This is a genomic window from Nocardioides sp. NPDC006273 (genome assembly GCF_040613495.1).
Lineage (GTDB): Bacteria > Actinomycetota > Actinomycetes > Propionibacteriales > Nocardioidaceae > Nocardioides.
Genome location: NZ_JBEXSD010000023.1, coordinates 24,659 through 48,906 on the forward strand (window position 1 = coordinate 24,659; position 24,248 = coordinate 48,906).

Annotated in this window: 23 protein-coding genes; 11 read left to right on the plus strand and 12 right to left on the minus strand. The window is 71.1% G+C overall.

From position 1 onward, the window contains the following. Positions 1–19: 19 nt before the first annotated feature. Complete coding sequence (locus ABZZ22_RS12260; RefSeq protein WP_354931294.1) at positions 20–1,033, minus strand: PDR/VanB family oxidoreductase; 1,014 nt, start codon at positions 1,031–1,033, stop codon at positions 20–22. Positions 1,034–1,043: 10 nt separating this feature from the next. Then, positions 1,044–2,144 (minus strand): aromatic ring-hydroxylating dioxygenase subunit alpha, encoded by a 1,101-nt coding sequence (locus tag ABZZ22_RS12265; protein WP_354931297.1) that lies wholly within the window; start codon positions 2,142–2,144, stop codon positions 1,044–1,046. Between the two features lie 118 nt (positions 2,145–2,262). Here ABZZ22_RS12265 and ABZZ22_RS12270 point away from each other — a divergent pair, with 118 nt between their 5' ends. Continuing rightward, the gene (locus ABZZ22_RS12270) at positions 2,263–2,856 is read left to right on the plus strand and encodes a PadR family transcriptional regulator (RefSeq protein WP_354931300.1); all 594 of its coding nucleotides are present in this window, start codon (positions 2,263–2,265) and stop codon (positions 2,854–2,856) included. 10 nt (positions 2,857–2,866) lie between these two features. Here ABZZ22_RS12270 and ABZZ22_RS12275 read toward each other — a convergent pair whose 3' ends face one another. Genes ABZZ22_RS12275 through ABZZ22_RS12305 form a run of 7 tightly spaced genes read right to left on the minus strand, consistent with a single transcriptional unit; the run spans position 2,867 to position 8,343 of the window. Further along, entirely contained in the window at positions 2,867–4,018 is a 1,152-nt protein-coding gene (locus ABZZ22_RS12275; protein ID WP_354931303.1) for a HAMP domain-containing sensor histidine kinase, read from the minus strand. After that, a complete protein-coding gene (locus ABZZ22_RS12280) occupies positions 4,015–4,701 on the minus strand; it encodes a response regulator transcription factor (RefSeq protein WP_354931306.1) in 687 nt (228 codons plus the stop codon). The genes ABZZ22_RS12275 and ABZZ22_RS12280 overlap by 4 nt, the downstream gene beginning before the upstream one ends. Positions 4,702–4,705: 4 nt before the next feature. Further along, positions 4,706–5,140 carry a hypothetical protein gene (locus ABZZ22_RS12285; protein ID WP_354931309.1) on the minus strand — a complete coding sequence of 145 codons (435 nt, stop codon included), beginning with the start codon at positions 5,138–5,140 and terminating at the stop codon, positions 4,706–4,708. Then, the gene (locus tag ABZZ22_RS12290) at positions 5,140–6,282 is read right to left on the minus strand and encodes a molybdopterin-dependent oxidoreductase (protein ID WP_354931312.1); all 1,143 of its coding nucleotides are present in this window, start codon (positions 6,280–6,282) and stop codon (positions 5,140–5,142) included. Before ABZZ22_RS12290 ends, ABZZ22_RS12285 begins: the two co-directional genes overlap by 1 nt. Further along, on the minus strand, positions 6,279–6,974 hold the full coding sequence (locus ABZZ22_RS12295; RefSeq protein ID WP_354931315.1) for a class I SAM-dependent methyltransferase: 696 nt from the start codon (positions 6,972–6,974) through the stop codon (positions 6,279–6,281). Before ABZZ22_RS12295 ends, ABZZ22_RS12290 begins: the two co-directional genes overlap by 4 nt. Then, a complete protein-coding gene (locus ABZZ22_RS12300) occupies positions 6,971–7,642 on the minus strand; it encodes a DUF2064 domain-containing protein (protein WP_354931318.1) in 672 nt (223 codons plus the stop codon). The genes ABZZ22_RS12295 and ABZZ22_RS12300 overlap by 4 nt, the downstream gene beginning before the upstream one ends. After that, positions 7,639–8,343: a glycosyltransferase family 2 protein gene (locus ABZZ22_RS12305; RefSeq protein ID WP_354931321.1), complete on the minus strand. Its 705-nt coding sequence runs from the start codon at positions 8,341–8,343 to the stop codon at positions 7,639–7,641. Before ABZZ22_RS12305 ends, ABZZ22_RS12300 begins: the two co-directional genes overlap by 4 nt. Positions 8,344–8,456: 113 nt before the next feature. Between ABZZ22_RS12305 and ABZZ22_RS12310 the strand changes: the two genes are divergently transcribed. Then, positions 8,457–9,788 carry a hypothetical protein gene (locus ABZZ22_RS12310; RefSeq protein ID WP_354931324.1) on the plus strand — a complete coding sequence of 444 codons (1,332 nt, stop codon included), beginning with the start codon at positions 8,457–8,459 and terminating at the stop codon, positions 9,786–9,788. A 140-nt stretch (positions 9,789–9,928) separates the two neighbouring features. Here the strand turns inward: ABZZ22_RS12310 and ABZZ22_RS12315 are convergent, their stop codons facing one another. Next, positions 9,929–11,770 carry a M48 family metalloprotease gene (locus ABZZ22_RS12315; protein ID WP_354931327.1) on the minus strand — a complete coding sequence of 614 codons (1,842 nt, stop codon included), beginning with the start codon at positions 11,768–11,770 and terminating at the stop codon, positions 9,929–9,931. Positions 11,771–11,873: 103 nt separating this feature from the next. On the opposite strand from ABZZ22_RS12315, the gene ABZZ22_RS12320 reads away from it, so the two are divergent. The 3 genes from ABZZ22_RS12320 to ABZZ22_RS12330 are packed head-to-tail and all read left to right on the plus strand — an operon-like array spanning position 11,874 to position 13,990. Further along, positions 11,874–13,316 (plus strand): folylpolyglutamate synthase/dihydrofolate synthase family protein, encoded by a 1,443-nt coding sequence (locus tag ABZZ22_RS12320; protein WP_354931330.1) that lies wholly within the window; start codon positions 11,874–11,876, stop codon positions 13,314–13,316. Then, positions 13,306–13,713 carry a DUF4233 domain-containing protein gene (locus tag ABZZ22_RS12325; RefSeq protein ID WP_354931332.1) on the plus strand — a complete coding sequence of 136 codons (408 nt, stop codon included), beginning with the start codon at positions 13,306–13,308 and terminating at the stop codon, positions 13,711–13,713. The genes ABZZ22_RS12320 and ABZZ22_RS12325 overlap by 11 nt, the downstream gene beginning before the upstream one ends. A gap of 10 nt (positions 13,714–13,723) precedes the next feature. Beyond that, on the plus strand, positions 13,724–13,990 hold the full coding sequence (locus ABZZ22_RS12330; RefSeq protein ID WP_354931335.1) for a competence protein CoiA family protein: 267 nt from the start codon (positions 13,724–13,726) through the stop codon (positions 13,988–13,990). On the opposite strand, the gene ABZZ22_RS12335 is transcribed toward ABZZ22_RS12330, so the two are convergent. Beyond that, positions 13,987–15,375, minus strand: a complete 1,389-nt coding sequence (locus ABZZ22_RS12335; protein ID WP_354931338.1) for a PLP-dependent aminotransferase family protein — start codon at positions 15,373–15,375, stop codon at positions 13,987–13,989. The two genes, ABZZ22_RS12330 and ABZZ22_RS12335, sit on opposite strands and share 4 nt — an antisense overlap. A 73-nt stretch (positions 15,376–15,448) precedes the next feature. Between ABZZ22_RS12335 and ABZZ22_RS12340 the strand changes: the two genes are divergently transcribed. Continuing rightward, positions 15,449–16,177, plus strand: coding sequence for a pyridoxamine 5'-phosphate oxidase family protein (locus tag ABZZ22_RS12340; RefSeq protein WP_354931341.1), 729 nt, complete (start codon positions 15,449–15,451; stop codon positions 16,175–16,177). Positions 16,178–16,311: 134 nt separating this feature from the next. Here the strand turns inward: ABZZ22_RS12340 and ABZZ22_RS12345 are convergent, their stop codons facing one another. Further along, complete coding sequence (locus tag ABZZ22_RS12345) at positions 16,312–18,723, minus strand: Tex family protein (protein ID WP_354931344.1); 2,412 nt, start codon at positions 18,721–18,723, stop codon at positions 16,312–16,314. A 98-nt stretch (positions 18,724–18,821) separates the two neighbouring features. On the opposite strand from ABZZ22_RS12345, the gene ndk reads away from it, so the two are divergent. The 5 genes from ndk to mrdA all read left to right on the plus strand — a co-directional run bounded on the left by ndk (position 18,822) and on the right by mrdA (position 24,235). Next, positions 18,822–19,226, plus strand: coding sequence for a nucleoside-diphosphate kinase (gene ndk / locus ABZZ22_RS12350; protein ID WP_354931347.1), 405 nt, complete (start codon positions 18,822–18,824; stop codon positions 19,224–19,226). A gap of 330 nt (positions 19,227–19,556) precedes the next feature. Next, entirely contained in the window at positions 19,557–20,582 is a 1,026-nt protein-coding gene (locus ABZZ22_RS12355) for a rod shape-determining protein (RefSeq protein ID WP_354931350.1), read from the plus strand. A gap of 1 nt (position 20,583) precedes the next feature. Continuing rightward, positions 20,584–21,609, plus strand: a complete 1,026-nt coding sequence (mreC, locus tag ABZZ22_RS12360; RefSeq protein ID WP_354931353.1) for a rod shape-determining protein MreC — start codon at positions 20,584–20,586, stop codon at positions 21,607–21,609. After that, a complete protein-coding gene (gene mreD, locus ABZZ22_RS12365) occupies positions 21,606–22,148 on the plus strand; it encodes a rod shape-determining protein MreD (protein ID WP_354931356.1) in 543 nt (180 codons plus the stop codon). The genes mreC and mreD overlap by 4 nt, the downstream gene beginning before the upstream one ends. After that, entirely contained in the window at positions 22,148–24,235 is a 2,088-nt protein-coding gene (mrdA, locus tag ABZZ22_RS12370) for a penicillin-binding protein 2 (protein ID WP_354931359.1), read from the plus strand. The genes mreD and mrdA overlap by 1 nt, the downstream gene beginning before the upstream one ends. Positions 24,236–24,248 lie beyond the last annotated feature (13 nt).

Below are 24,248 nucleotides of genomic sequence, written 5' to 3' on the forward strand. Positions count from 1 at the left end.
TCTCTTTCGGTGTGGGGTTTCACGGAAGGTGGAGGGTGACGGCGGCGGGGTCGGCCGAGCCCGACTCCGACTCGCCGCGGGCGGCTCGGGCGACGCACAGGCACAAGGACGTGTACGCCTCCTTCTGCTGTTGGCTCAGGAAGACGTCGCGGTGGTCGATCCGGCCGTCGACGTCGACGACCTTGACCTGGCAGATCCCGCACTCGCCCTTGCGGCAGTCCCACATCACGTCGACTCCGGCGTCCTCGAGCGCGTCGAGCATCGAGCGGTCCCGGCCGACGTGGATCGAGCGGTCGAGCTGGGGGAGATGCACGACGAAGTCCTCCGCCGCCCAGGCGCCGCTGCTGCCGAAGGTCTCGAACCGCAGGTTCGGCTCCGGCAGCTCGTGGGCCGCCCAGGCGCGACGGATCGCGTCCATCAGCCGGATCGGCCCGCACATGTACATCTCCGTCCGCGCCGCAGCCGGGGAGCCGGCGACCTCGCCGACCAGCGACGCCACGTCGAGACGTACGTCCTCGTCGTCGACGAACACCCGGACCCGGTCGCCGTGGGTGTCGACGAGGTGGTCGAGGTAGGCCATCACGCGTCGGCTGCGGCCGGCCAGGACGAGCGTGTAGTCGGCGCCGCGGCGGCGCAGAGTGTCGGCCATCGCCACCAGGGCGGTGATGCCGATGCCGCCGGCGACGAGCACATAGCGGTCGGCACCGACGCCGAGGGGAAAGCTCTGGACCGGACCGGTCATCTCGACCACGTCCCCGACACAGAGGCCGTGCATGTGGCGCGACCCGCCGCGTGAGCTCGGGGCCAGCTGAACACTGAGGGTGAGCCGGCGGCCCCCGTCCTCGGAGCGTACGACCGAGTAGGAGCGCTTGCGAACATGTCCGTCGAGGTCGAGCCGGAGGTCGACGTGGGTGCCAGGTGCGGCGTGGACGGGTCGGTCGGGGCAGAGCACGATGCGGCGTACGCCCTCGGCGAGCTCGTCGCACTCGGCCACGCGGCCCTGCTGCCACCAGGTCTGGGTGTTGACGGCCATCGTCGCCGCCCTACTTCGCCGCGGCGGCGGGGAGACCCTCCGCCTGCAGCATGCGGTCCAGGATCCGGCGTACCCACATCCCGCCGGCGTCGATGTTGAGGCTGTAGAACTCGTGGTCCGGGTTCGCGTCGATCGCGTGCTGCTGTGCGGCCAGCATCTCCTCGTCCTCGCCGAAGACGCCGTGGACGCCCTGGCGCAGCTGGGTGGTGATGGTCTGGCTGTCCAGGCGGTAGTTGCGCATGAAGGCCCAGAAGTAGTGCGAGGTGCGCGCGGTCTCCGGGGTGATCGTGTTCATCACGAAGCCGTTCACGCCCTGGCTGCGGTCGCCCTCGGGGGCGCCGGTGCCGGCCTTGGCGACGCCGACGTCGATGCGGATCGTCGAGGGGGCCTCGAAGTGGATGATCTGCCAGCGGTCGACCTTGCCCTCGAAGCCGGGAAACTTGTCGCGCATGTTCTTCAGCCAGAACGGGGGTGCGTCGATGTCGCGCATCCAGCGGGTCACGGTCACGCCGCGGTCGGAGTGGCTCACCTCGAACTCGGCCTCGGAGAGCTCGTCCTGACCGATGCTCGAGCTGTGCACGAACTCCTCGTGGGTGAGGTCCATCAGGTTGTCGAGCAGCAGCTGGTAGTTGCACGGCGCGTAGATCGTCTCGCCGTCGCCGGCCCAGTCCGGGGAGTCCATCTGCTCCATGTCGGGCACGGTGTCCGGGTCGGCGAGGTCGGGGTCGCCCACCCAGACCCACACGTAGCGGTAGCGCTCGACCACCGGGTAGGACGGGACGATCGCGCTCGGGTTGATCGTCTCCTGCGCAGGCATGCCCGTGCAGCGGCCGGCTGAGTTGTAGCGCAGCCCGTGGTAGGGGCACTGGATCTCGTCGCCGAGCACCTTGCCCTTCGAGAGCGGCGCCAGCCGGTGCCAGCAGGCGTCGGCGAGCGCGACCGCGCGGCCGTCGCTGTTGCGCCACAGGGCCAGCGGGCGGCCGGCGACGGTGCGGGCGAGCGGCTGCTTCGCGGTCACCTCGTGGTCCCACGCCGCGACGTACCAGGCGTTGCGGGGGAAGTTGAAGATCTTGCTCGCGGCGGTGACCGGAGGGGAATCCAGTGTGGTCATTTTGGGGAACTCCCTATGGAGATAGGTGTTGTGCTCGTCACAAACTACCTATCTCTATAGTTAGTGGCAAGAGGCAGGTACGCTCGCGCCACGGTCACCACGTGGAGAGGGGGTCACGATGTCGCTGAGATTCGCGCTGCTCGCGCTGCTCACCTCGCGCCCGATGACCGGCTACGACGTCTCCAAGCAGTTCAGCCAGTCGGTGGCCCATGTGTGGCACGCACCCGACTCGCAGATCTATCCCGAGCTGAACCGGATGGAGCGCGACGGTCTGCTCGAGTCCGCCGTCGTGCCGTGGGGCAAGAAGGGCACGAAGAAGGAGTACGCCGTCACCGAGGCCGGGGTGAAGGCCTTCCGGGAGTGGATGGACGCGCCGATCGAGATCCGCCGGCAGCGGGAGCCGGCCTACCTCAAGGCGGCCTACCTGGAGTGGGCCGAGCCCGGCGCGGCGCGCGCCGAGCTGAAGCAGTTCCGCGACCACTGGACCGAGCACCTGGCGATGCTCGAGGCCACCCGCGCCACGCTCGTCGACCGCAGCCACCCCACCCTGGCCCGGCGTCTGGAGCACTACGACGCGAGCGAGTGGGACCGGATCGTGCGCTACAAGATCTTCGCCTACGACGGCCTGATCGACCAGGCGCGAGCCGCGATCACCTGGGCCGAGCGCGGGCTTCTGCTCGTCGACGAGCTGGAGGGTTCAGCCGCCGACTGAGCTGGCGTGGTCAGGCCGGCAGGCGTACGTGGAACCGGCAGCCGGTCGCGGCCGGAAGGTTCTCCACCCAGACCATGCCGCGGTGGGCGTCGACGAGGCCCTTGACGATCGCGAGGCCGAAGCCGGCGCCCTGGAAGCCGGCGCTACCGGTGCCCTCGGGTGCAGTTGGGGTGCGGGCGAGTGTGCCCTGCCAGCCGAGGTCGAAGACCCGCTCCATGTCGCCGGGGTCCAGGCCACCACAGCCGTCGCTGACGCTGAGGTCGACGCTGCGTACGTCGCCGGGGGCCATCCGGCAGTGCACCTCGACCGCGCCGTCGGCAGGGGTGTGGCGGATGGCGTTCATCAGCAGGTTGGAGACGACGCGGGACAGGCTGGCCGGGTCGGCGGTGATCTCGAGCCCGTCATCCACTTGGCCGCCGAGCCGGACCCGCCGCTCCCGGGCGACGGCGTCCGCCCCGGCGAGCGCCTCGCTGACCAGGTCGCCGAGCAGGACCGGCTCCGGGGTGAGGGTGAGGGCGCCGGCCTGGATCCGGGAGAGCTCGAAGAGGTCGTCCACGAGCCGGGCCAGCCGCTCGACCTCGACGCGGATGCGTTGGTGGTAGCGGTGCGGGTCGGCCGCGATCCCGTCCTCGAGCGCCTCGGCCATCGCCCTCAGGCCGGCCAGCGGCGTACGCAGGTCGTGGGCGACCCAGGAGATCAGCTCACGGCGGGAGTCCTCCAGCCGGGCCTCTCTCGTGCGCGCCTCCTCGAGCCGCCGCTGCGTCTCGGCGAGCTCTGCCGACAACGACCGGAGCTCGCGCGGCCCGCTCTCCGAGGGCAGCCGATGACCTCCGAGGGCCATCTCCCGGGCCTGCAGCTGGACCGCGCCCGACCAGCGCACCATCGCGGAGCCGATGACGAACGCCACCAGGATCGCCACCACCACGGCGATCGAGGTGACCACGGTGATGACCAGCAGATCGTGGCCGGAGAGGAACATGAGCCACGCGACCCCGAGTACGCCACCGAAGACCGTCAGCACGGCGACCGTGGCGGCCAGGGTGAGCTGCCAGCGGATCGACCAGCGCCGCGTCAGCCAGGCGACCAGGAGCCCGACCAGGCCGACGGCGAGACCGGCACCCGCGGCGACGAGCGAGATCATGACGGCATCGGCGATCTTCATGCGTCCACCTCCGCGGGCTCCCAGCGATAGCCGACACCCCAGACCGTGACCAGCCGCTCCGGCCTGGTCGGGTCGGACTCGATCTTCTCCCGCAGTCGGCGTACGTGGACCGTGACCGTCGAGCGGTCGCCGATCGTCCATCCCCAGACGTGCTCGAGCAGGTCCTCCCGGGTGAAGGCCTTGCCGGGATGGGCGATCAGGTAGCGGAGCAGGTCGAACTCACGTGTGGTCAGGGACAGCTCCGCCCCGGCGTCGGTCGCGACTCGCCGGTCGGCGTCGACCACCAAGGGGCCGTCGGAGACCACGCCACCTTCGCCGGAGTGGCTGGTGCGCTTGAGCACCGAGTCGACGCGCAGCACCAGCTCCCGCGGGCTGAACGGCTTGCCGACGTAGTCGTCGGCGCCGAGCTCGAGCCCCATGATCCGGTCGGCCTCGCTGCCTAGCGCGGTGAGCATGATGATCGGCACCTCGCTCGCCTGCCGCAGGCGTCTGCACACCTCCAGCCCGTCGATGCCCGGCAGCATCAGGTCGAGGATGACGATGTCGGCGGGTCGCTCGCTCATCGCGTGCAGCGCCTGCTCGCCGTCTCCGGCCTCGACGACGTCGTGCGAGCCGGCGCGGAGGTAGGACGCCAGCACCTCGCGAACGGTGAGGTCGTCGTCGACCACGAGCACACGTGCCATGGCTCTACTCCTCCTCGACGGTCGGCTGGACGGCTTGTCGTGAGCGTAGTTCGCCGAGCGCGACGGCGACACCGGCGCACACGCACAGGACCGCGAAGACCAACAGCCCCTGGGTGTAGTCGCGGTCCAGGAGCGTCGGGTTGTCCGGCTTCGCGCCGAACCTGCCGAGGACCGGGATCGCCACCAGGGTCGCCGGACCGAGCAGCACCAGCACCGTCACCGCACCGCGGGCGACCGCCCGTGGCAGCAGCCGGCCGCCGAGCCACCCCAGCGCCAGCACCGCCGGAGCCAGGATCCCGTCGTGGATCACGACCGCCGCTGCCAGCCAGATCATGACCTCGACGACCTGGCCGAGATCCTGTCTGCTGAGCAGCAGCCAGGCTCCGTACGCCATCGAGACCGTGCCGAGGAGGATGAGCCCGCCACGCACGCCCCTCATCAGAGCACCTCGATCCGGGAGACCCATTTGGTCTGCATGACCCCGGGACGGTTCGGCGCGATGAGCCGGACGGGGTAGCCGTGGTCCATCGAGAGCGTCTCGCCGTCGAGCTCGAGCGCCAGCAGAGTCCGGTCGTCGTCGGCGAAGTTCGGCGGAAGGACGGTGTCCGCAGAGGCGCTGAACGTCTGGATCGACCGGACCCGCACCTCTCGCCCGCGCGGGGCGCCGACCAGGTCGAGGAGGTCTCGGAGGCGTACGCCTCCCCAGTCGCCCGTCGCGCTCCACCCCTCCACGCAGGCGATCGGCAGGGTGCAGGTCCGCTGCTCCATCGCGACCAGGTCCTGACGGGTCAGCGACCGGGACGTGGCGCCGTGGACGACCTCGAGGCGGTAGTCGGAGCTGCTCGCCTGGGCCACCACACCCGCCGAGTGGGCCGTCCGGTTGATCGGGATGCCCTGCTTGCGCGACCGCGGGGACAGGACCGCGATGCGGCCGACCCCGGGCACGGTGCCGGCCGTGTAGAGGAAGGCGGCGGCCAGTGCCGACGTGCCGGCGAGCGCGAGCACCCCGCGGCGGCTGACCGGCCCCGGCCGGCGTGCGTTGGACCGGTCGTGGGCGGTGTCCTCGACGTCCCCGGTCAGGGCGTCGCGTACGACCGGGAGCTTCACCGCGATGTGGACCAGCAGCGCTCCGACCGCGACGAAAGCCAGCGCGTAGTGGGTGCTCCGGAAGCTGAAGCCCCACGGATACCACTGCGCGACGTTGAGCAGACCGGTCGTGAGCTGGACCAGCGAGGTGCTGACCAGGATCGCGATCGACCCGCGTTCCAGGGCGGTCGGGAGAGCCTCGCGGACTCGGCGCGGCATCGGCTGGAAGAGCTTGGGGAAGACGACCCACAGCTTGATCAGCAGGAGCGGGATCGCAGCGGTGCCCGCGACGACGTGCAGCCCCTGGGTGAGCTGGTAGCCCCACGACGGGCTCGTCGGGAGCGGCACCGGCTGGTGGTCGACCTGGGCGTAGTGGCTGATCAGTCCGGTCCCGAGCGCGACCAGGAAGCAGACGCCGAGCCACAGCCCCACCCGTGCTGCGACCGCGACGCTGCGCAGGCGCGAGGTGAACGAGTCCTCGGTCGGGATCCTCATGCGGGCTTCTCCACGAGCACAGCCACCCACCGGTCGCCGGTCGGGGTGAGCGGCGTCCGGGCCGGCGAGCCCGGAGCGACCTGCCGATGTTGCGGCAGCCGGTCGAGTCGGGTGAGGACCAGCCCGGCCTCGGCCGCGACCGACCCGATCGCGTCTGCGCTGACGATCGCCCACGGGAACCGCGAGGAGTCACCGCAGTCGCAGATCAGCTCCGCGAGCAGCGGCCCGCTCGGCGTCCCGGGCGGGTGCACCTCGGCGACCACTCGGCCTCCCGGCACCAGCAGCCGGCGTACACGGGCGAGGAGGGCGAGCGGATCCCCGCCGATCCCGAGGTTGCCGTCCGCGAGCAGCGCGGTGGCCCACCAGCCCTCCCCGGGCAGGGGCTCGAAGAGATCACGGCAGACCGCACGGCCGCCACGTGCGTTGGCTTCGGCAACGGCCCCGGGGACGACGTCGACGCCGAGCGACGGCAGGCCCCGCGAGGTGAGCGCGGCGGTCATCCTGCCGGGTCCGCAGCCGAGATCGACCGTCGGCCCGGCGCAGTAGGAGAGCAGGGCGAGGTCTGCGGCGTCGGCGGTGCGGGTCCAGTCCTCGACCGGAAGCCGCGAGGGCCGGCCGTCGACGCGCACCACCCGGCACTGCTCGCTGGCGAAGACGTGCGCGAAGGCCGACTCCGTGGCCACGGTCGTCATCGGGACGACCGCGCGATCTCGGCGGCGATCTCCGTGGCTGCCGCGGCGAACCGTGTCCCCGGGGCGGCCGCCGCGACCGGAGCGACGTCGACGAGGTGGTCGACGTCGCGCAGCCGTTCACCGGCAGCGACACGGAGCCCCAGTCCTTCGAGCGCGGTTCGGGTGGCTGCGTACGTCTGGGGGGTGGACATGGGTACGTCGCGCAGCGCGGTCGCGGCGGCGGGGTCGCGAAGGGCCAGCGCCCACCAGCCGCCGTCCTCGGCGGGGGCGAGCATGGCGTCGGCGATGTCCAGGCCGCCGGCCACCGCCAGCAGCCCGGCCGGGGTCACCTGAGGGGTGTCCATGCCGATCTGCACGACTGGTCCGGCGACGTCGGCGTGGGCGTTCGCGAGCCGCTCCCCGAGGCCGTCGCCGTGCTGCGGGACGATGGTCCACCCGGCGAGGGCGGCGCGGATCTCGTCCGTCCGGACTCCGTCGGCGAGGTCGCCGGAGAGGGCGAGCCGGCACCGGTCCGGTCCGACCGCCAGCGTGCACGCCTCTACGGTGTCCAGCAGAGCGGCCGCCGCGACAGCGGTGGCGGTCGAGTCGCCGACGTCGACCGCCAGCCGGGTCTTCACCCGGCCGGGCACCGGTGCCTTGGCGACGACAAGGAGCGTAGGCGTCGTCATGAGAGCACCCGCCAGAAGTCGTACGCCGCTTGGGCGCTGCCCCGCACGGATCCGGAGACCTTCGAGCGCGTCCCGGCGGTCCGGGGGTGGTAGTCGACATCGACCTCGTGCACCCGCCAGCCGGCCCGGGCCGCGCGATCGAGGAGCTCGACCGGATAGCCCGAGCGCCGGTCCTCCACGCCGAGCCCGAGCAGCGCCTCTCGGCGGGCCGCGCGCAACGGGGCGATGTCGCGCACCCGCAGGCCGGTGCGGCGGCGCAGCGCCCTCAGCACCAGCCGGTTGCCGATCCTGGCGTGCCACGGCTGGGCGCCGGGGGTCACCGGCCTGCGGCAGCCCAGCGCCAGGTCTGCCTCGTCGCTCCTGATCGTCTCGACCAGGGACAGCGCGGCCGAGGGATCGAAGGAGCCGTCGCCGTCCATCACCACGACGTAGGGCGCGGTGGCGGCCAGCAGCCCGGCATGCACCGCCGCTCCGTACCCTGGCCGCGACTCCGAGACCACCCGCGCCCCCAGCGCGCGGGCGACGTCGGCGGTGCCGTCGGTCGAGCCGTTGTCGACGACGATCACGGAGAGTCCTGCCGGCACGCGCGGCAGCAGCTCGCGCAGGGCGGCGGCCTCGTCGCGGCAGGGCAGCACCAGGTCTGTGTCTGGGTCAGTGTCGGGCTCGGCGTGGGGCTCGGTGTCGGGACTGGGTTCTGCCATGCGATCGACTCTAGGAACGTGCCGCCGCCGATGGGGCGCGCAGATCTTACGGTCCGATGACAGGCCCTGTGCGTCAGCCGTCATCGCGCCGTCGTGGACCTACGCTCGCAGTCGTGAACTCCTCAGCTCACCGCGCCGCCATGGTGGGGCTCGTCGTCACGGTCGCCATCGTCGTGGCGGCCATCGTCGTGCCGCCGCTCTTCGACTGGCAGGTGTGGCCACGGGTGCACCTCGACGAGGGCACGTTCGCCCCGCTCCACGGATATCCGCAGGTCAAGGTGGGTATCGGCACGCTCCCGGCGGTGGCGCTCGCGCTGGTGTCGCTGCGCTGGGCCGACCCGCTGGCGAGGCGGCTGCCCTGGCGGCGCCTGCTCCTGGCCGCGTACGCCGCTGGGCTGGTGTGGCTGCTGGCGCTGGCGCTGGTGGACGGCCCCGAGGGCATCTCGCGGGTGCTGGGCAACCCGACCGAATACCTCGAGACGGCCAGGGCGGTGGACGATGTCCCGGCGTTGCTGCGTGAGTACGTCTCTCGGATGCCCTACGACGCCCCGGCGGGGAACTGGCCGGTCCACATCGCCGGGCACCCGCCCGGGATGGTGCTCTTCTTCGTGCTCCTGGTGAAGGTGGGGCTCGGTGGTGATCTGGCGGCCGGTCTGGTCGTCACGGTGATCGCCGCGACCTTGCCGCTGGCGGTCATGGCGACCGTCCGTGCCCTCGGCGACGAGAAGGCGGCTCGGGCGGCGGCGCCGTACCTGGTCCTGTCTCCGAGCGCGGTGTTCCTGGCGGTCTCGGCAGACGCGGTGATGGCGGTCGCGGTCGCCTGGGGGATGTGCTGCCTCGCCCTCGCCTGTCGGGCGGGGGCTCGTCGGGGCTGGCCGTGGGCGGTCCTCGCCGGCCTGGTCCTCGGCTACGTCGTGATGATGTCCTACGGGCTCCCGCTCACCGGCGTGCTCGCTCTCGCCGTGCTCTGGCTCGGCCGGGGCTGGTGGGTGCTGTCGGTCGCGGTGGCATCGGCGCTCGCGGTGGTGCTCACCTTCGCAGCCGGCGGCTTCGCCTGGTGGGACGCGTATCCCGTCCTGGTCGAGCGCTACTGGGACGGAATCGCGCACAAGCGCCCGGGCGCCTACTGGGTCTGGGGAAACCTGGGTGCGCTCGCGATCAGCGCCGGGCCGCTCGTCGGTGCCGGACTCGGTGCCACCTGGGCCGCCCGGCGCAACCGGGCCGACCGGGTGGTCGCCGTCCTGGTCGCGGCTGCGGTCCTCATGGTCGCGCTCGCGGACGCCTCCCAGATGAGCCGGTCCGAGGTGGAACGGATCTGGCTGCCGTTCATGCCCTGGCTCGTCCTCGGCTGCGCCCTCCTGCCCGACCGCTGGCGACGCCCGGGACTCGCGCTCCAGCTCCTCACCGCGCTCCTCGTCCAGCACCTCCTCTACACGAGCTGGTGACCAGGACCCCGCCGAGTCGGCTCGTCCTGACCGAGATCGTCGCCGAGTCGGCTCGTTATAACGAGCCGACTCGGCGCGGGTTGCGGTCAGGATGAGCCGACTCGGCGCGGGTTGCGGTCAGGATGAGCCGACTCGGCGGGTCAGTCGACAGTGAAGCGGCGGCCGAGGTAGTGGCTTACGGCGGGCCAGAGGTGGCCCTCCTCCTCGGCTGCGTCGGTCCAGTGCAGGGACCAGCCGTCACCGGCGGCGGTGGTGATGTCCGCCGTGCGGCGGCCGCTGGTGCCGTGCTTGAGGTGGAGCGCGCGGATCCGGTCCCACGGCACGAAGGCGGCTTGGGGCGTCGCGGCGAGCTCGGCGGGTGACCTGTCCAGGGCTCGCTGGATCAGCTTTCTGCCCGGCGATCCGGAGGTCACCGTGGCCAGACCGGTGGCGAGACGGTCGGAGCCCGACGGCTTGAGCAGCATCAGGCCGGCATCGGTCAGGAGCAGCGTACGGAAGCCGTCGCCGGAGACCGGGGCCAAGGCGCCGATGTAGCCGTCGGGGGCCGGCATCTGACGGCCTGGGTCCCATGTCCGCGCCGCGGCCTCGGCGTCGGCCTGCACGTCGAGCTGGTGCACCCAGGCGCGGAGCGCAGCGGTGTGGCCGGGGGAGTCGAGGGCCTGTTGGGCGAGGCCCTCCGGATCGACCTCCTGGCCCGCGATGTCGACCAGCCGCCACGGGCCCGCCCAGCTGAGCTCGAAGCGGGCCTTGTCCTCGCCGATCAGCTCGTGGGCGATGGCCGCGCCGAGGAGGCGGGCGATGACCCTCCGTCGCGTGTCGCCCGCCGTGTCGCCAGCATCCGCTGCGGTCATGGACTCGACCTGGACCAGACCCAGGAGGGTGTCGAGGTTGCCGGAGGCGATCAGGTCGAGCGCACCGCGGACCGTGGCCGGCACGATCTGGTTCGCCCGCATCGCGTTCAGGAGGATCTCGGCGTCGACCGCCGCGGCGCGGGCGCCGGCGACGGCCACGATGTCGGTCATCGGCGCCGGGGTCAGGCCCGAGTCGGCGAACGTCTTGTCCTCGAGGGCGAGGAAGTTCTGGGACGGATAGCGCAAGATGCTGGCGGCGTTGCCGGACCTGTCCGCCTCGTCCGCCCCGTCCGCGGAGACCATCGCCTCCAGCCTCTCGATCCGTTCGGACAGGGGCGGGTGCGAGTCGTAGGCAGACGCCGCCGTCTCGGGTGGCGCCGCGCTGATCCGGGCGAGCTCCTCGAGGCGCTCGGGGTCGCTCATCAGGTGGGTGAAGCTGTCGAAGAAGCGGGTGGGTCGCAGCCCGTAGTGGGTGCCGGGCTCGACGTACTGCTCCAGGTAGATGTGCCAGGCGGCGTCGAGCGCGGGGAGCGTGCGCAGGGTGACCGCCGCGGTTCGCGGCCCGGCGATCTGCGCGCTGAGCCGGTCGGCGTCGATCTCGTGGGCGTGCGCCAGCGGGCGGGTGAGGGCGAAGAAGAGGCGGGCGTACGTCCGGAAGGGCCGCTTCGCCAGCGGGTTGGCGAGGCCGGCGGCGACCTCGGCGATCGCCAGGCGGCTGCGGTGGACGAGGGCGCCGAGCCTGGAGCGGGCGGTGCTGTGGTGACCCAGCTCGTGGGCGAGCACGGCCTGGAGCTGGCTGCGGGAGAGCCCCTGGAGGAGAGGTACACCGAGGAACATGCGCCGCGTGCCCGTCCGGAGCCCCAGGAGGCTGGTCTCCTCGCTGACCGCCGCGTTGACCTCCGGCACCAGCCGGATCTCGTCAGGAGAGCGGGTCCCGACGGCTGCGGCCAGCTGGTGGACCTCCGCCCACAGCGCCGGCTGATCCTGTTCGGTGAGCACGAGTCCACCGACGTCGGCCGCGGTCGCGGAGCGGCGCCCCGGGAGCACCGGCTGGACGAGGAGGACGAGGGCAGCCGACACGTAGGCACCGGCCATTAGTGAGAGTGCGAGAGCAGCCCGGAGCGTACGCATGAATGGTGGACCTTGTGGGGGATGGGGATCAGTCCGAGATCAGGGGGAGGGTAGCGGGTCTGGCAATTCGCTAGGAAGCCCCTACGCCATAGACTCGACCCCGATGAGTGAGACTCCCGCGCCGCGCCTGGCGGCCACGATCGAGGAGGTCTGGGAAGCGCTGCAGTCGCGCTGGCCCGAGACCCGCCTCGAGCCCTCCCTGGACCGGATCCGTGCCCTGCTCGAGATCCTGGGTGATCCGCAGAACGCCTTCCGGATCATCCAGCTGACCGGCACCAACGGCAAGACCTCCACCTCCCGGATGATCGATACGCTGCTGCGATCCCTGGACCTGCGGGTGGGGAGGTTCACCTCGCCGCACGTGGAGCGGATCAACGAACGGATCTCGATCGACGGCGAGCCACTGTCGGACGACGACTTCGTAGCCGCGTTCAACGACGTCGCCCACTACCTGAGCATGGTCGACGACGACCAACCGCACCCGCTGTCCTTCTTCGAGACGACGGTCGGGATGGCGTACGCGAAGTTCGCCGAGGCTCCGGTCGACGTCGCCGTCGTCGAGGTCGGGCTGGGCGGCGGCTGGGACGCCACGAACGCGGCCGACGCCGACGTGGCGGTCGTGACCCCGATCTCGATCGACCACGCGAAGTACCTCGGTGAGACACCGGTCGCGATCGCCCGGGAGAAGGCCGGGATCATCAAGCCCGGAGGCGTCGCGGTGATCGCCGAACAGAGCGTCGATGTCGCCGCCGTGCTGGACCAGCACGCCGCCGAGGTCGGCGCCCGGCTGCTGTGGGAGGGCACCGACTACGCGGTCGTGTCCCGGACACCGGCCGTGGGCGGGCAGATCATCACGCTGCGCGGGTTGCACGGGACGTACGAGGATCTCTTCCTGCCCCTCTACGGCGCCCACCAGGCGCAGAACGCGGCAGCAGCCCTGGCCGCGGTCGAGGCGCTCCTGGGTGAGACCGTGCTCGGCGACGAGATCGTGCGCGACGCTTTCGCGAAGGTCGACTCGCCCGGGCGGCTGGAGATCGTGCGATCGTCGCCGACGATCCTGCTCGACGCCGCCCACAACCCGTCCGGCGCCGAGGCGACCGTCGCCGCCCTCGAGGACTCGTTCTCCTTCTCCGGCGTCGTCGGTGTCATCGGCGCGATGGAGGACAAGGACGTCGAGGGTCTGCTCGCGGCCTTCGAGCCCGTGCTCGAGCACCTCGTCGTCACCCAGAACTCCACCGAGCGTGCTCTCCCCGCCGTCGAGCTGGGCAAGATCGCCGTCGAGCTCTACGGCGAGGAGCGGGTCTCGGTCGTTCCCCGCCTCGCCGACGCCATCGACGCCGCGATGGGCCTTTCGGAGTCCTCCGCCGGCGGCTCGATCTCCGAGGGTGCGATCCTCGTGACCGGCTCCGTGGTGACCGCGGGCGAGGCGCGTACGTTGCTGGGGACGCGCAGCTCGTCCGGTGTCTCGGCGGCGACCGCTCGGGTCGTGCCGACCGAGGACCCCGAGCTGGCGGCCTATCTGGAGGCTGACGCAGATGACGAGTGAGCGGGAGAAGTCGCCGCGGCGCGGGATGTGCGCCGCGATCGTGTCGATGGAAGGGCTCGCGGTCGCGCTGGCCACGCCGGTGATGATCTCCATCGGTGGGGTCCCCGCCGGGCTGGCGCTCCCGCTGGGCCTCGGCTTCTTCGTGGCCTGCATCATCGTGGCCGGTCTTCTGCGTCGCCCGTGGGCCTACTGGCTCGGCTGGGCGCTGCAGGTCGTCGCGATCGGGACGGGCTTCCTGATCCCCGTCATGTTCGTCGTCGGCGCGATCTTCGCGTTCCTGTGGGGCATGGCCGACTTCCTCGGTCGCAAGATCGAGCGTGAGCGCGCGGCCGCCTTCGAGGCGTTCGACCAGATCCTCGAAGAGGAATCGACCGGAGAAGAGTCCGAGCCCAGGTAGGTTTGCGGTCGTGGACGAGCGCGATGAGCTGCAGATGGCGACGGACGAGGCGGCGACCGACTGGGCGCTCTGCCCGGCGTGCGGGAATGCGCTGGTGCTGCGGCGGCCGCGGACCCGTACGGCTCACTACGCGCACAAGGCCGGGGAGTCGTGCCGGCTCGTCGGCGCGCAGCTGCGGCGCACCAGCACCGGCTGGTCCGTCGGTGGCGGCGAGGATGACCCGGACAGCCTGGAGAACCTCTTCGACCTGATCGAGGACGACGGGCCTGGCCGCTAACGCCCGAGCGCGCCGGTGACTGCCGTGAGCGCCTGGTCCAGCTCGGTGTCGCTGACTCCGCCGAAACCGATCACCAGGCCGGTCAGCCCGCTGGTGCGGGCGTAGCTGGAGAGCAGGTTGATCTCGAAGCCGGCGGCTCTCGCGGCGTCGCGGGCCCGGAGGGCATCGGCCTCGGACAGCAGCCAGGTGGAGTACATGCCCGCCAGCGGACCGGCGAGACCGGCATAGGGGCTCATCGCCTCGGCGACCCGCGGGGCACGCTCGGCGTAGACGCGGCGGGCGGAGCGTACGGCCCTGTCGAGCCAGCCGTCGCGGAGCAGCGTGAGCAGCGCGCGCTGGGAGGGCCAGGCGGCCCCGGCGTGGGTGATGGTGCCGCGGCGCAGGACCAGCTCGTGCAGGTCGGGCGGAGCGACCAGCCAACCCAGGCGGAGGGTCGGGACGACCGACTTCGCCGCGGTGCCGAGATAGGCCACGCGGCCGCGGTCCAGCGTCGCCATCGCAGGCACGGGCGCGACGTCGTAGCGGAACTCCGAGTCGTAGTCGTCCTCGATCACGAACGCATCGGCCTGTCGAGCGGCCTCGAGAAGCGCCAGCCGGTCGGTCGCAGGCATGACCCGACCCAAGGGGTGCTGGTGTGCCGGGGTCACGTACGCAGCCACAGCGTCGCCGAGGTCGTCGACCGTCTCCACGGCGGGCAGGTCGACGACTTCGCGGCCGTAGGTGAGCGCCGTCTCGGCCGCGGCCCGGTAGCCCGGATCCTCGACCGCCACCGGCCCCGGGCGCAGCTCGGGAAGAAGGGCGCGGAGCCCGTCGGTGGTGCCGGCGGTCACGATGATCTCGTCCGGGTGGAGGTCCATGCCGCGGGTGCGCCCGAGCCTCGCCGCCAGCGCCTCGCGCAGCTCGGCCAGCCCCCGCGGGTCGTCGTAACCGCGCGGCGGGGCGGTCACCGAGACCTCCCGCCAGGCCCGCCGCCACCCCGGCTCCAGCCGCGGGTCGAAGAACGGCGTGCCCGTATCCAGCCGAGAAGTCACGCCGGTCGGCCGAGACGTCATGCCGGTCGGCCGAGACGTCATGCCGGTCGGCCGAGACGTCACGCCGGTCGGCCGAGACGTCATCTGGGGTGCTGTTGCGGTGGTTGTGGTGCGGGTCGTGGCGACGTACGTCCCGGACCCGCGCCGGGCCTCGAGCCAACCCTCGGCGGTGAGTTGGTCGTAGGCCTGCTCGGTCACCGCGCGCGAGACGCCCAGGTCGGTGGCGAGGGCGCGACTCGAGGGCAGCCGGTCGCCGGCCCCGAGAGCGCCGGAGAGCACCAGCGAGCGGACCTGGCCGGCGAGCTGGGCGGGTAGCGGCTCGCTGGAGGTGCGGTCGAGGGTCACGGGGAGCATCGTTCGAATGGCCTGTCGGAGTGGATCAGAATTGGCCCGTGCACACAGGCCACTTTACTATCAGGATGGTGCCATGAGCACGACGTTGTCACCCACCCCACGCACCCAGGTCAGTCGAGGCAAGAACCGTGCCGTCACCGACCGCGAGCGTCTCCACACCTTCCTCGGTGAGGCCCTCGTCGCCCACCTCGGCGTCACCGTCGGGTCGGGCGAGGATGCCCACCCGGTCGTCCTGCCCACGGCGTACGGCTTCGATCTCGGCGGCCCGGACACCGGCGGCTCGCTCTATCTGCACGGCTCGGTGGCTGCCGGTTGGCTTGCACAGGCGCTGGAGCGCGACGTATGCGTCACGATCACCGAGCTCGACGGTCTGGTCGCGGCACGCAGCGGGTTCCACCATTCGATGAACTACCGCTCGGCCGTAGTCATCGGCCGCCCGCGTCTGGTCGAGGACCCCGACGAGCGCGAGCACGCCCTCGCGCTGGTCGTCGACCAGATGATCCCCGGTCGCTGGGCGACGCTGCGCCCCGCCACCCGCAAGGAGCTCGCCGCGACCGCCGTCATCGCCCTCCCGCTCGCCGAGGCGTCGATGAAGGCGCGCGCCGAGGGGCCGGTCGACGACCCCGCCGACATCGACTCCGGCACCTGGGCCGGGGTGATCCCGATCCACCGGTTCGCCGCCGCCCCGGTCACGGCCGACGACGCCGAGGGCGCGCCCCCGGAGGACGTCGTACGCCGCGCCGCCGCCCTCGGCGCAGCAGTACGCGCACCGAGGCCATCTCGTGGGCCCGCCGAAAGCTAGCTCGCCCCACCACCACCGGCCGAATCGGTAGTTGTGGCGCTGCGAGTCCGTAGAGTTTGCGGGCCGAGCATGTAGTTGTGGGCGACGAAGATCTACTTTCGGCGCCCACAACTACCGATTCGGCGGGGTCTGGGTCAGTTGAGCCCTGCCCGACGCAGGGCCTCAGCCATCGCGCTGTTGGCGGGAGCCGGGGCCGAGGCACCGCGACCCTGCGGACGACCGCCGCTCCTGCCGTCCTTGCCGCGCGGCTGGCCCTTTCCGCCACCGCCGCCGCCACGCTGACCACGCTGACCGCGGTCGCCGCCGGCAGCCTTCGGCTCACCCGGCGCCGGAGCGTCGTCGGAGAGGCGGAGCGTGAGCGAGATCCGCTTGCGGGCCTCGTCGACCTCCATCACCTTCACGCGGACGACGTCACCGGAACGGACCACGTCGCGCGGGTCCTCGACGAACTTGTCCGACATCGCGGAGATGTGGACGAGACCGTCCTGATGCACGCCGATGTCGATGAAGGCACCGAAGGCGGCCACGTTGGTGACCGTGCCCTCCAGCACCATGCCCGGGCGCAGGTCGGAGACGGCGTGGACGGAGTCGTCGAAGGTCGCAGTCTTGAACTCCGGGCGCGGGTCGCGGCCGGGCTTCTCGAGCTCGGCCAGGATGTCGGTGACGGTCGGCAGGCCGAACTTCTCGTCGACGAACTCGGAGGGCTTCAGCGACTTCAGCACCTGCGGGTTGCCGATCACCGACCCGATGTCGGCCGAGGCCTTGTCGAGGATGCGGTTCACGACCGGGTAGGCCTCCGGGTGCACCCCGGACATGTCGAGCGGGTCGTCGCCGCCACGGATCCGGAGGAACCCGGCTGCCTGCTCGAACGCCTTCGGGCCGAGCCGCGCCACCTTGGTGAGCTCCTTGCGGGTGCGGAACGGTCCGTTGGTGTCTCGGTGCGTGACGATCGCGGACGCGAGCGACTCGGTGATGCCGGAGACCCGGCGCAGCAGCGGAGCCGAGGCCGTGTTGAGGTCGACGCCGACACCGTTGACGCAGTCCTCGACGACTGCGTCCAGGGACTTGGAGAGACCGTATTCGGGCAGGTCGTGCTGGTACTGCCCGACACCGATCGACTTCGGCTCGATCTTCACCAGCTCGGCCAGCGGGTCCTGCAGCCGGCGCGCGATCGAGACGGCGCCTCGCAGCGACACGTCCAGGTCGGGGAGCTCGGCCGAGGCGTAGGCGGAGGCCGAGTAGACCGACGCCCCGGCCTCGGAGACCATCACCTTGGTCATCTTCTGGTCCGGCAGCAGCTTCAGCAGGTCGGCGGCGAGCTTGTCGGTCTCGCGCGAGGCGGTGCCGTTGCCGATCGCGATCAGGTCGACCGAGTGCTTCTTGGCCAGCTTCGCCAGCGTCGCCAGCGATCCGTCCCAGTCACGCCGCGGCTCGTGCGGGTAGACCGTGGAGGTGTCGACCACCTTCCCGGTCGCGTCCACGACGGCCACCTTCACGCCCGTCCGGATGCCCGGGTCGAGGCCCATCGTCGCCCGTGTCCCGGCCGGTGCGGCCAGCAGCAGGTCACGCAGGTTGTCGGCGAAGACCGAGATCGCGCCCTCTTCGGCGGCCGTGCGGATCCGGGTGCGCATGTCGAGCTCGAGTCGGAAGAGGATGCGCGTGCGCCACGCCCATCGCACCGTCTCGCCCAGCCACTTGTCGGCCGGGCGGCCGGAGTCGACGATCCCGAACCGCGCCGCGATCGAGCGCTCGTAGGCGGTCACCACGCCGGCCTCCGGCTCCTCGGCGTAGGGGGAGAGGGTGACGTCGAGAACCTCCTCCTTCTCCGCCCGGAGCACGGCCAGGGTGCGGTGCGAGGGCAGCGACGCGTACGCCTCGGAGAACTCGAAGTAGTCGGAGAACTTCGCCGCGGCCGGGTCGTTCTCGCGGCCCTCGCGGACGCGGGTCACGAGCCTGCCCTGCTGCCACATCCGCTCCCGCAGCGTGCCGATCAGGTCGGCGTCCTCGCCGAACCGCTCGACCAGGATCGCGCGGGCACCGTCGAGCGCGGCCTTGGTGTCCGGGACCTGCTCTCCGAGGAACTTCTCGGCCTCGACGACGGGATCCAGGGACGGGTCGGCGAGCAGGCCGTCGGCCAGCGGCTCGAGCCCGTTCTCGCGGGCGATCATCGCCTTCGTACGCCGCTTCGGCTTGAACGGCAGGTAGATGTCCTCGAGGCGCGCCTTGGTGTCGGCGGCGAGGATCGATGCCTGCAGCTCGGGGGTGAGCTTGTCCTGCTTCGCGATCTCGGCGAGGACAGCGGCACGCCGCTCCTCGAGGTCGCGCAGGTAGCCGAGCCGCTCCTCCAGCGTACGCAGCTGGGCGTCGTCGAGGCCGCCGGTCACCTCCTTGCGGTAGCGCGCGATGAACGGCACCGTCGAGCCTTCGTCGAGCAGGGCGACCGCTGCCTTCACCTGCGCGGGGCGCACCCCGAGATCTTCGGCGATGCGGGCCGGAATCGCGGCCATCGAGTCTGCGAGCGTCGGAGCTGATGGAGTTGGTGTCACGGGGCGCAATCCTGCCGTACGCCACCGACATTCTCTCGGACGCCTCGACCACCCGGCCCGAACGTGCCGGGACCGGCCCGCCCCGATACCCTCGACCCATGACGCAGCGCACGTTCGTGATCCTGAAGCCCGACGCCGTACGCCGGGGCCTGGTGGGGGAGATCCTGTCCCGCTACGAGGCCAAGGGCCTCTCGATCGTGAGGCTGGAGCACCGCACCATCGACGCGGGTCTTGCCGATGAGCACTACGCCGAGCACGTCGAGCAGCCGTGGTACCCGCCGCTGCGCGACTTCGTCACCTCCGGCCCGCTCGTCGCGGCCGTCCTCGAGGGTGACGAGGCGATCGAGGTCGTCCGTGCGCTCAACGGCGCCACCGACGGCCGCAAGGCCGCCCCCGGGACCATCCGCGGCGACCTCTCACTGTCCAACCGCGAGAACCTCGTGCACGGCTCCGACTCTCCCGAGTCGGCCGACCGTGAGATCAAGCTCTGGTTCGGCGCCTGAGACGACCGAAGCGAGGTCGACCGGCGAGCTTGCTCGTCCGGTTGCGCCGAGCGAGGAAGTGACCGCGCGAAGCGCGGATCGCCTGACTCTGGGATCGCGCCGGTAGCTACCGGCGCGATCTTTCATCTGCGGTCGAGAAGGGTCCGTGAGCCGTTCCGCAACACCTCGTGAACACAGGCATCCCCTGCTTCGGCGAGGCGGGCGCACCCCGTATCGTTGTGGTTTCGGCGAGCCTCTCCGGATTGGGGCTCGGACCTTCGTAGCCTCGTCGGCAGGCCCGCATCCTGCAGCACGTATCCCCGACGCGGCGCCCCGGGAACGCGAGGACGTATGGCGAGCATCATTGGACGCGACATGGCGGTGGACCTCGGCACCGCGAACACCCTCGTCTACGTCCGCGGCAAGGGTGTCCTCGTCGATGAGCCGAGTGTGGTCGCGCTCAACAAGAACACCGGCCAGATGGTCGCCGTCGGCCATGAGGCCAAGAAGATGCTGGGACGTACGCCCGACGACATCGTCGCGCTGCGGCCTCTGAAGGACGGCGTGATCGCCGACTTCGAGGCGACCGAGCAGATGCTTCGCTACTTCATCCACCAGGTCCACCGGCGCCGCTACTTCGCCAAGCCGCGGATGGTCATCTGCGTCCCGTCCGGGATCACCGCGGTCGAGATCCGCGCGGTGAAGGAGGCCGGCTACCAGTCCGGCGCCCGGATGGTGAACATCATCGAGGAGCCGATGGCAGCCGCGATCGGCGCCGGGCTCCCGGTCCACCTGCCGACCGGCAACATGGTCGTCGACATCGGTGGCGGCACCACCGAGGTCGCGGTGATCAGCCTCGGGGGCATCGTCACCTCGCAGTCGATCAGGACCGCCGGCCACCAGCTCGACAACGCGATCATGACCTGGCTGAAGAAGGAGCACGCACTGCTCCTGGGCGAGCGCACCGCCGAGGAGGTCAAGATGACCCTCGGCTCGGTCTGGCCGCTGCCCAACGAGCCCGAGGCCGAGATCCGGGGAAGGGACTTGGTCAGCGGCCTGCCGCGCACCGTGAGCGTCTCGAGCGCCGAGGTGCGCAAGGCGATCGAGGAGCCCCTGCACGACATCTTCGACGCGGTCCGCTCCACGCTCGACCAGACGCCACCGGAGCTGGCGGGCGACATCATGGACCGCGGCATCGTGCTGACCGGCGGCGGCGCCCTCCTCCGCGGCCTCGACGAGCGGCTGCGCCACGAGACCGGTATGCCCGTCCACATCGCGGAGTCCCCGCTGACCTCGGTCGCGATGGGCGCCGGCCGCTGCGTCGAGGACTACGACGTGCTCCGCCCCGTCCTGGTGAACGAGAACAGGAGATGGTGACGTGTCGTTGCTGAGCCCCCGCCCCAGCGAGCGTCTTCGCAAGGGGATGGAACAACGCAAGGGTCCCAAACCCATGGTCCGTAAGCCGCGGGAGAGGCTCAACCGCCGCGGCAGCCTCGAGACGAACGCCGGCGGCACCGGGCCGAAGCGCACCTGGCTGATCGTTCTCGTCCTGTGCTGCGCGACGCTGGCCACGCTCGACCAGACCCCCGTCCTGGAGCCGGCGCGCACCGCGGTCGGCGAGGTGCTCTCCCCGCTGGAGACCGGCGCAGCGATGGTGGCCCGTCCGTTCACCGGCGTTCCGGATTGGTTCGACACCCGTGACGACCTGCGCGCGCGGCTCGCCGAGCTCGAGGCCGAGAACTCCAAGCTGCGTCGCCAGGTCGAGGTCACCGACTACGGTCGGGCCAAGCTCGCCGAGTACGAGTCGATCACCCGAGCCGCTGAGGACCTCGGCTACGCCCTCGTCCCGGCGCGGGTCACCGCCTTCGGCCCGGCGCAGACCTTCAACCGCACCGTCACCATCGACGCCGGCAGCGCCGCCGGGATCAGGTCCGACATGTCGGTCGTGACCGGCGACGGCCTCGCCGGCCGGGTGCTGCGGGTGACGAAGACCTCGGCCACGGTCCTGCTGATCGTCGACGCCGCGTCGGTCGTGGGCGGTCGCGTCGGCGGTGCCGACACGAGCGGCAAGAAGTCGGGCCAGGTCGGCATGGTCCGGGGCTCCGGTGTGGTCGCCGGCCGCTCCGACGCCGGTCTGCTGACCCTGGACCTCATCGACCAGAGCGCCGCACCTCTCAAGGGCGACACGGTCCTCACCTGGGGTGACGGCCGGGCCGCTCCGTACGTCTCCGGGCTGCCGATCGGCGAGGTGACCGACACCTTCGCGAGCGTGCGCGACTCCTCGCGGACGGTGCGGATCAAGCCGTACGTCGACTTCGGCTCGCTCGACGTCGTCGGTGTGGTGGTGCCCAACGGCACGCTGAGCGACCGCGCCGTGGTCACGCCGGAAGGGGAGCTGCGATGAGTGAGATGGACGCGCGTGCCGCCGGTGCCGCTCCGGTGCTGCGTAACGTCCTGGTCGGCATGCTGATCGTGATCGCCGTCGTCCTCCAGCTGAGCGTGGCGCCGGCTTTCGCCATCCGCGGCATCACTCCCGATCTGGCCCTCTTGGTCGTCGTCGCGGTCGCGCTCACCCGGGGTGGCCAGGCCGGCCTGGTGACCGGGTTCGCGGCGGGCGTACTCCTCGATCTGGCGCCGCCCGCCGACCACACCGCGGGCCGATGGGCGCTCTCGCTGCTGATCGTCGGCTACGTCGCCGGCCGCGTACGTGAGAGCAGCAACACCCACAGCGGCCCGGGCCGTCCCAACGCACTGACCGTGATGGCCACGGTGGCAGCCTGCTCGTTCATCGGGGTCAGCATCTTCGCCGTCAGCGGCCTGATCCTCGGTGAGGCACCGCTGACGCTGCTGCCGACCGTCCTGATCAGCGTGGGCTACGACCTGCTGCTGGCGCCGCTGCTGATTCCGATGCTGCTCTGGTTGATCGGCAAGGGGGATTTCTAGTGCCTCGAAGCAGACTTCCCACCGCGCAGGTCAGCCGGCTGCGGCTGATCGTGATCCAGGCGCTGGTCTTCTCGTTGCTGGCCACGCTCGGGGTCAGGCTCTTCTATCTGCAGGTGCGACACGGTGACGCCTACCAGGCGGCCGCTGCCTCCCAGTCCAAGCGCGAGGTCGTGCGCCAGCCGGTGCGCGGCATCATCGTCGACGCCCAGGGCAGGCCGATGGTGACGAACCGCTCGGCCTGGGTGGTCAGCCTCGACCAGGGCGTGCTCGACGGGCTGGAGGACGAGGACCGCAAGACGCTGATGGCGCGCGTCGCCAAGGCTGTCGACGTGTCCCCGAAGAAGCAGAGCGAGGCGATCGCCAACTGGTCCGGCACCCGCTACCAGCCGGTCCCGATCGCCACCGACGTCTCCGAGTCGACCGCGCTGCGCATCCTCGAGCAGCCCGAGGACTTCCCCGGCGTGGTCGCGGAGAAGCAGACCCTGCGCTCCTACCCGAGCCCCCACGGCATCAACGCCGCCGGCGTCCTCGGCTATCTCTCCCCGATCACCGAGGACGAGAACAAGGATGCCCGGGAGCGCGGCGACGAGTCGCTCAACCTCACCTCGATGGTGGGTCGCTCGGGCGTCGAGAAGCAGTACGACCAGTGGCTGCGCGGGATGCCCGGCTACGACACCGTCACCGTCGACTCGCTCGGGCGTGAGATCGGGCGCGGCGACTCGGTCGCCTCCCAGGCCGGCGACACGCTGGTGACCAGCATCGACGCCAAGGTGCAGGGCCGCGCCGAGAAGCTGCTCGCCGAGTCGATCGAGACCGCCCGCAACACCTTCGACAAGATCTCCGGCCGCAACTACGAGGCCGACTCCGGCTCCGTCGTGGTCATGGAGGCGCAGACCGGCCGGTTGGTCGCGATGGCGAACCAGCCGACGTACGACCCCGAGGAGTGGGTCGGCGGGATCACCCAGAAGCAGCTCGACCGGCTCTACTCCGAGAAGGCGGGCTACCCGCTGCTGCCGCGGGCGACACAGGGACAGTTCGCGCCCGGTTCGACGTGGAAGCCGTTCATGACGGTCGGCGCCCTCAACAACGGCTACAGCCGCGACTCCCGGCTGGACTGCTCCAGCGGGCTCCAGGTCGGCAACCGCGTGTTCCAGAACTATGAGTCGGCCCCCTACGGCTACATCGACTTCGCCCAGGCGCTCCAGGTCTCCTGCAACACGTTCTTCTACCGGATCGCGGTCGACTACTGGCAGAAGTTCGGCTCCAACCCGGCCAACGTCAACGCCAAGGACCCGCTGGTCGAGACCGCCAAGGCGTTCGGCTTCGGCAAGCGCACCGGCATCGACCTGCCCGGTGAGTCGGCGGGCCGGATCGCGGACCGGAAGTGGAAGGCCGAGTACTACCAGGCCATGAAGGGCTACTACTGCCGGATGGACGAGAAGAAGAACGCTCCGTCCCAGTTCCTGCAGCTCTTCGCCCACGAGTTCTGCATCGAGGGCAACTACTACCGCACCGGCGACGCGGTGAACTTCTCCATCGGTCAGGGCGACACGATGGTCACCCCGATCCAGCTGGCCCGGGCCTACGCCTCGCTGGCCAACGGCGGCACGCTCTACGAGCCGCGGATCGGGAAGGCGATCGTCAGCGGCGACGGCACCGTGGTCGAGAAGATCGACCCCAAGGTCGCCGGCAAGGTGAAGATGTCGCCCAAGAGCATCGGCTACGTCAACGACGCGCTGCTCGGCACCACACGGACGGGCACCCTGGCGTGGAAGTTCGGCGGGTTCCCGCTCGACGAGGTGAAGGTACGCGGCAAGACCGGCACCGCGGAGGTCACCGGCAAGCAGACGACCGGCTGGGTCGCGACGTACAACAAGAAGTACGTCGTCATCATGACGATCTCCCAGGGCGGCACGGGCTCGGGCTCGGTCGGCGACTCCGTACGCAAGCTGTGGGAGTCGCTCTACGGAGTCGAGGAGGGCGGCGCCGAGGTCCGGCCGGGCAAGGCCGCGATCAAGGGCATCGACCCGCCGCGGAACCTGCCGGCGTTCGGCACCGACGGCTCGATCGTCGGGCCGAAGGACTAGGGACACGGACTGG

Excerpts from the sequence above, each read along its gene's own strand:
- ABZZ22_RS12260 (WP_354931294.1), bottom strand. The coding sequence starts at position 1,033 with ATGGCCGTCAACACCCAGACCTGGTGGCAGCAGGGCCGCGTGGCCGAG.
- ABZZ22_RS12265 (WP_354931297.1), bottom strand. The coding sequence starts at position 2,144 with ATGACCACACTGGATTCCCCTCCGGTCACCGCCGCGAGCAAGATCTTC.
- ABZZ22_RS12270 (WP_354931300.1), top strand. The coding sequence starts at position 2,263 with ATGTCGCTGAGATTCGCGCTGCTCGCGCTGCTCACCTCGCGCCCGATG.
- ABZZ22_RS12275 (WP_354931303.1), bottom strand. The coding sequence starts at position 4,018 with ATGAAGATCGCCGATGCCGTCATGATCTCGCTCGTCGCCGCGGGTGCC.
- ABZZ22_RS12280 (WP_354931306.1), bottom strand. The coding sequence starts at position 4,701 with ATGGCACGTGTGCTCGTGGTCGACGACGACCTCACCGTTCGCGAGGTG.
- ABZZ22_RS12285 (WP_354931309.1), bottom strand. The coding sequence starts at position 5,140 with ATGAGGGGCGTGCGTGGCGGGCTCATCCTCCTCGGCACGGTCTCGATG.
- ABZZ22_RS12290 (WP_354931312.1), bottom strand. The coding sequence starts at position 6,282 with ATGAGGATCCCGACCGAGGACTCGTTCACCTCGCGCCTGCGCAGCGTC.
- ABZZ22_RS12295 (WP_354931315.1), bottom strand. The coding sequence starts at position 6,974 with ATGACGACCGTGGCCACGGAGTCGGCCTTCGCGCACGTCTTCGCCAGC.
- ABZZ22_RS12300 (WP_354931318.1), bottom strand. The coding sequence starts at position 7,642 with ATGACGACGCCTACGCTCCTTGTCGTCGCCAAGGCACCGGTGCCCGGC.
- ABZZ22_RS12305 (WP_354931321.1), bottom strand. The coding sequence starts at position 8,343 with ATGGCAGAACCCAGTCCCGACACCGAGCCCCACGCCGAGCCCGACACT.
- ABZZ22_RS12315 (WP_354931327.1), bottom strand. The coding sequence starts at position 11,770 with ATGCGTACGCTCCGGGCTGCTCTCGCACTCTCACTAATGGCCGGTGCC.
- ABZZ22_RS12320 (WP_354931330.1), top strand. The coding sequence starts at position 11,874 with ATGAGTGAGACTCCCGCGCCGCGCCTGGCGGCCACGATCGAGGAGGTC.
- ABZZ22_RS12325 (WP_354931332.1), top strand. The coding sequence starts at position 13,306 with ATGACGAGTGAGCGGGAGAAGTCGCCGCGGCGCGGGATGTGCGCCGCG.
- ABZZ22_RS12335 (WP_354931338.1), bottom strand. The coding sequence starts at position 15,375 with ATGCTCCCCGTGACCCTCGACCGCACCTCCAGCGAGCCGCTACCCGCC.
- ABZZ22_RS12340 (WP_354931341.1), top strand. The coding sequence starts at position 15,449 with ATGAGCACGACGTTGTCACCCACCCCACGCACCCAGGTCAGTCGAGGC.
- ndk (WP_354931347.1), top strand. The coding sequence starts at position 18,822 with ATGACGCAGCGCACGTTCGTGATCCTGAAGCCCGACGCCGTACGCCGG.
- ABZZ22_RS12355 (WP_354931350.1), top strand. The coding sequence starts at position 19,557 with ATGGCGAGCATCATTGGACGCGACATGGCGGTGGACCTCGGCACCGCG.
- mreD (WP_354931356.1), top strand. The coding sequence starts at position 21,606 with ATGAGTGAGATGGACGCGCGTGCCGCCGGTGCCGCTCCGGTGCTGCGT.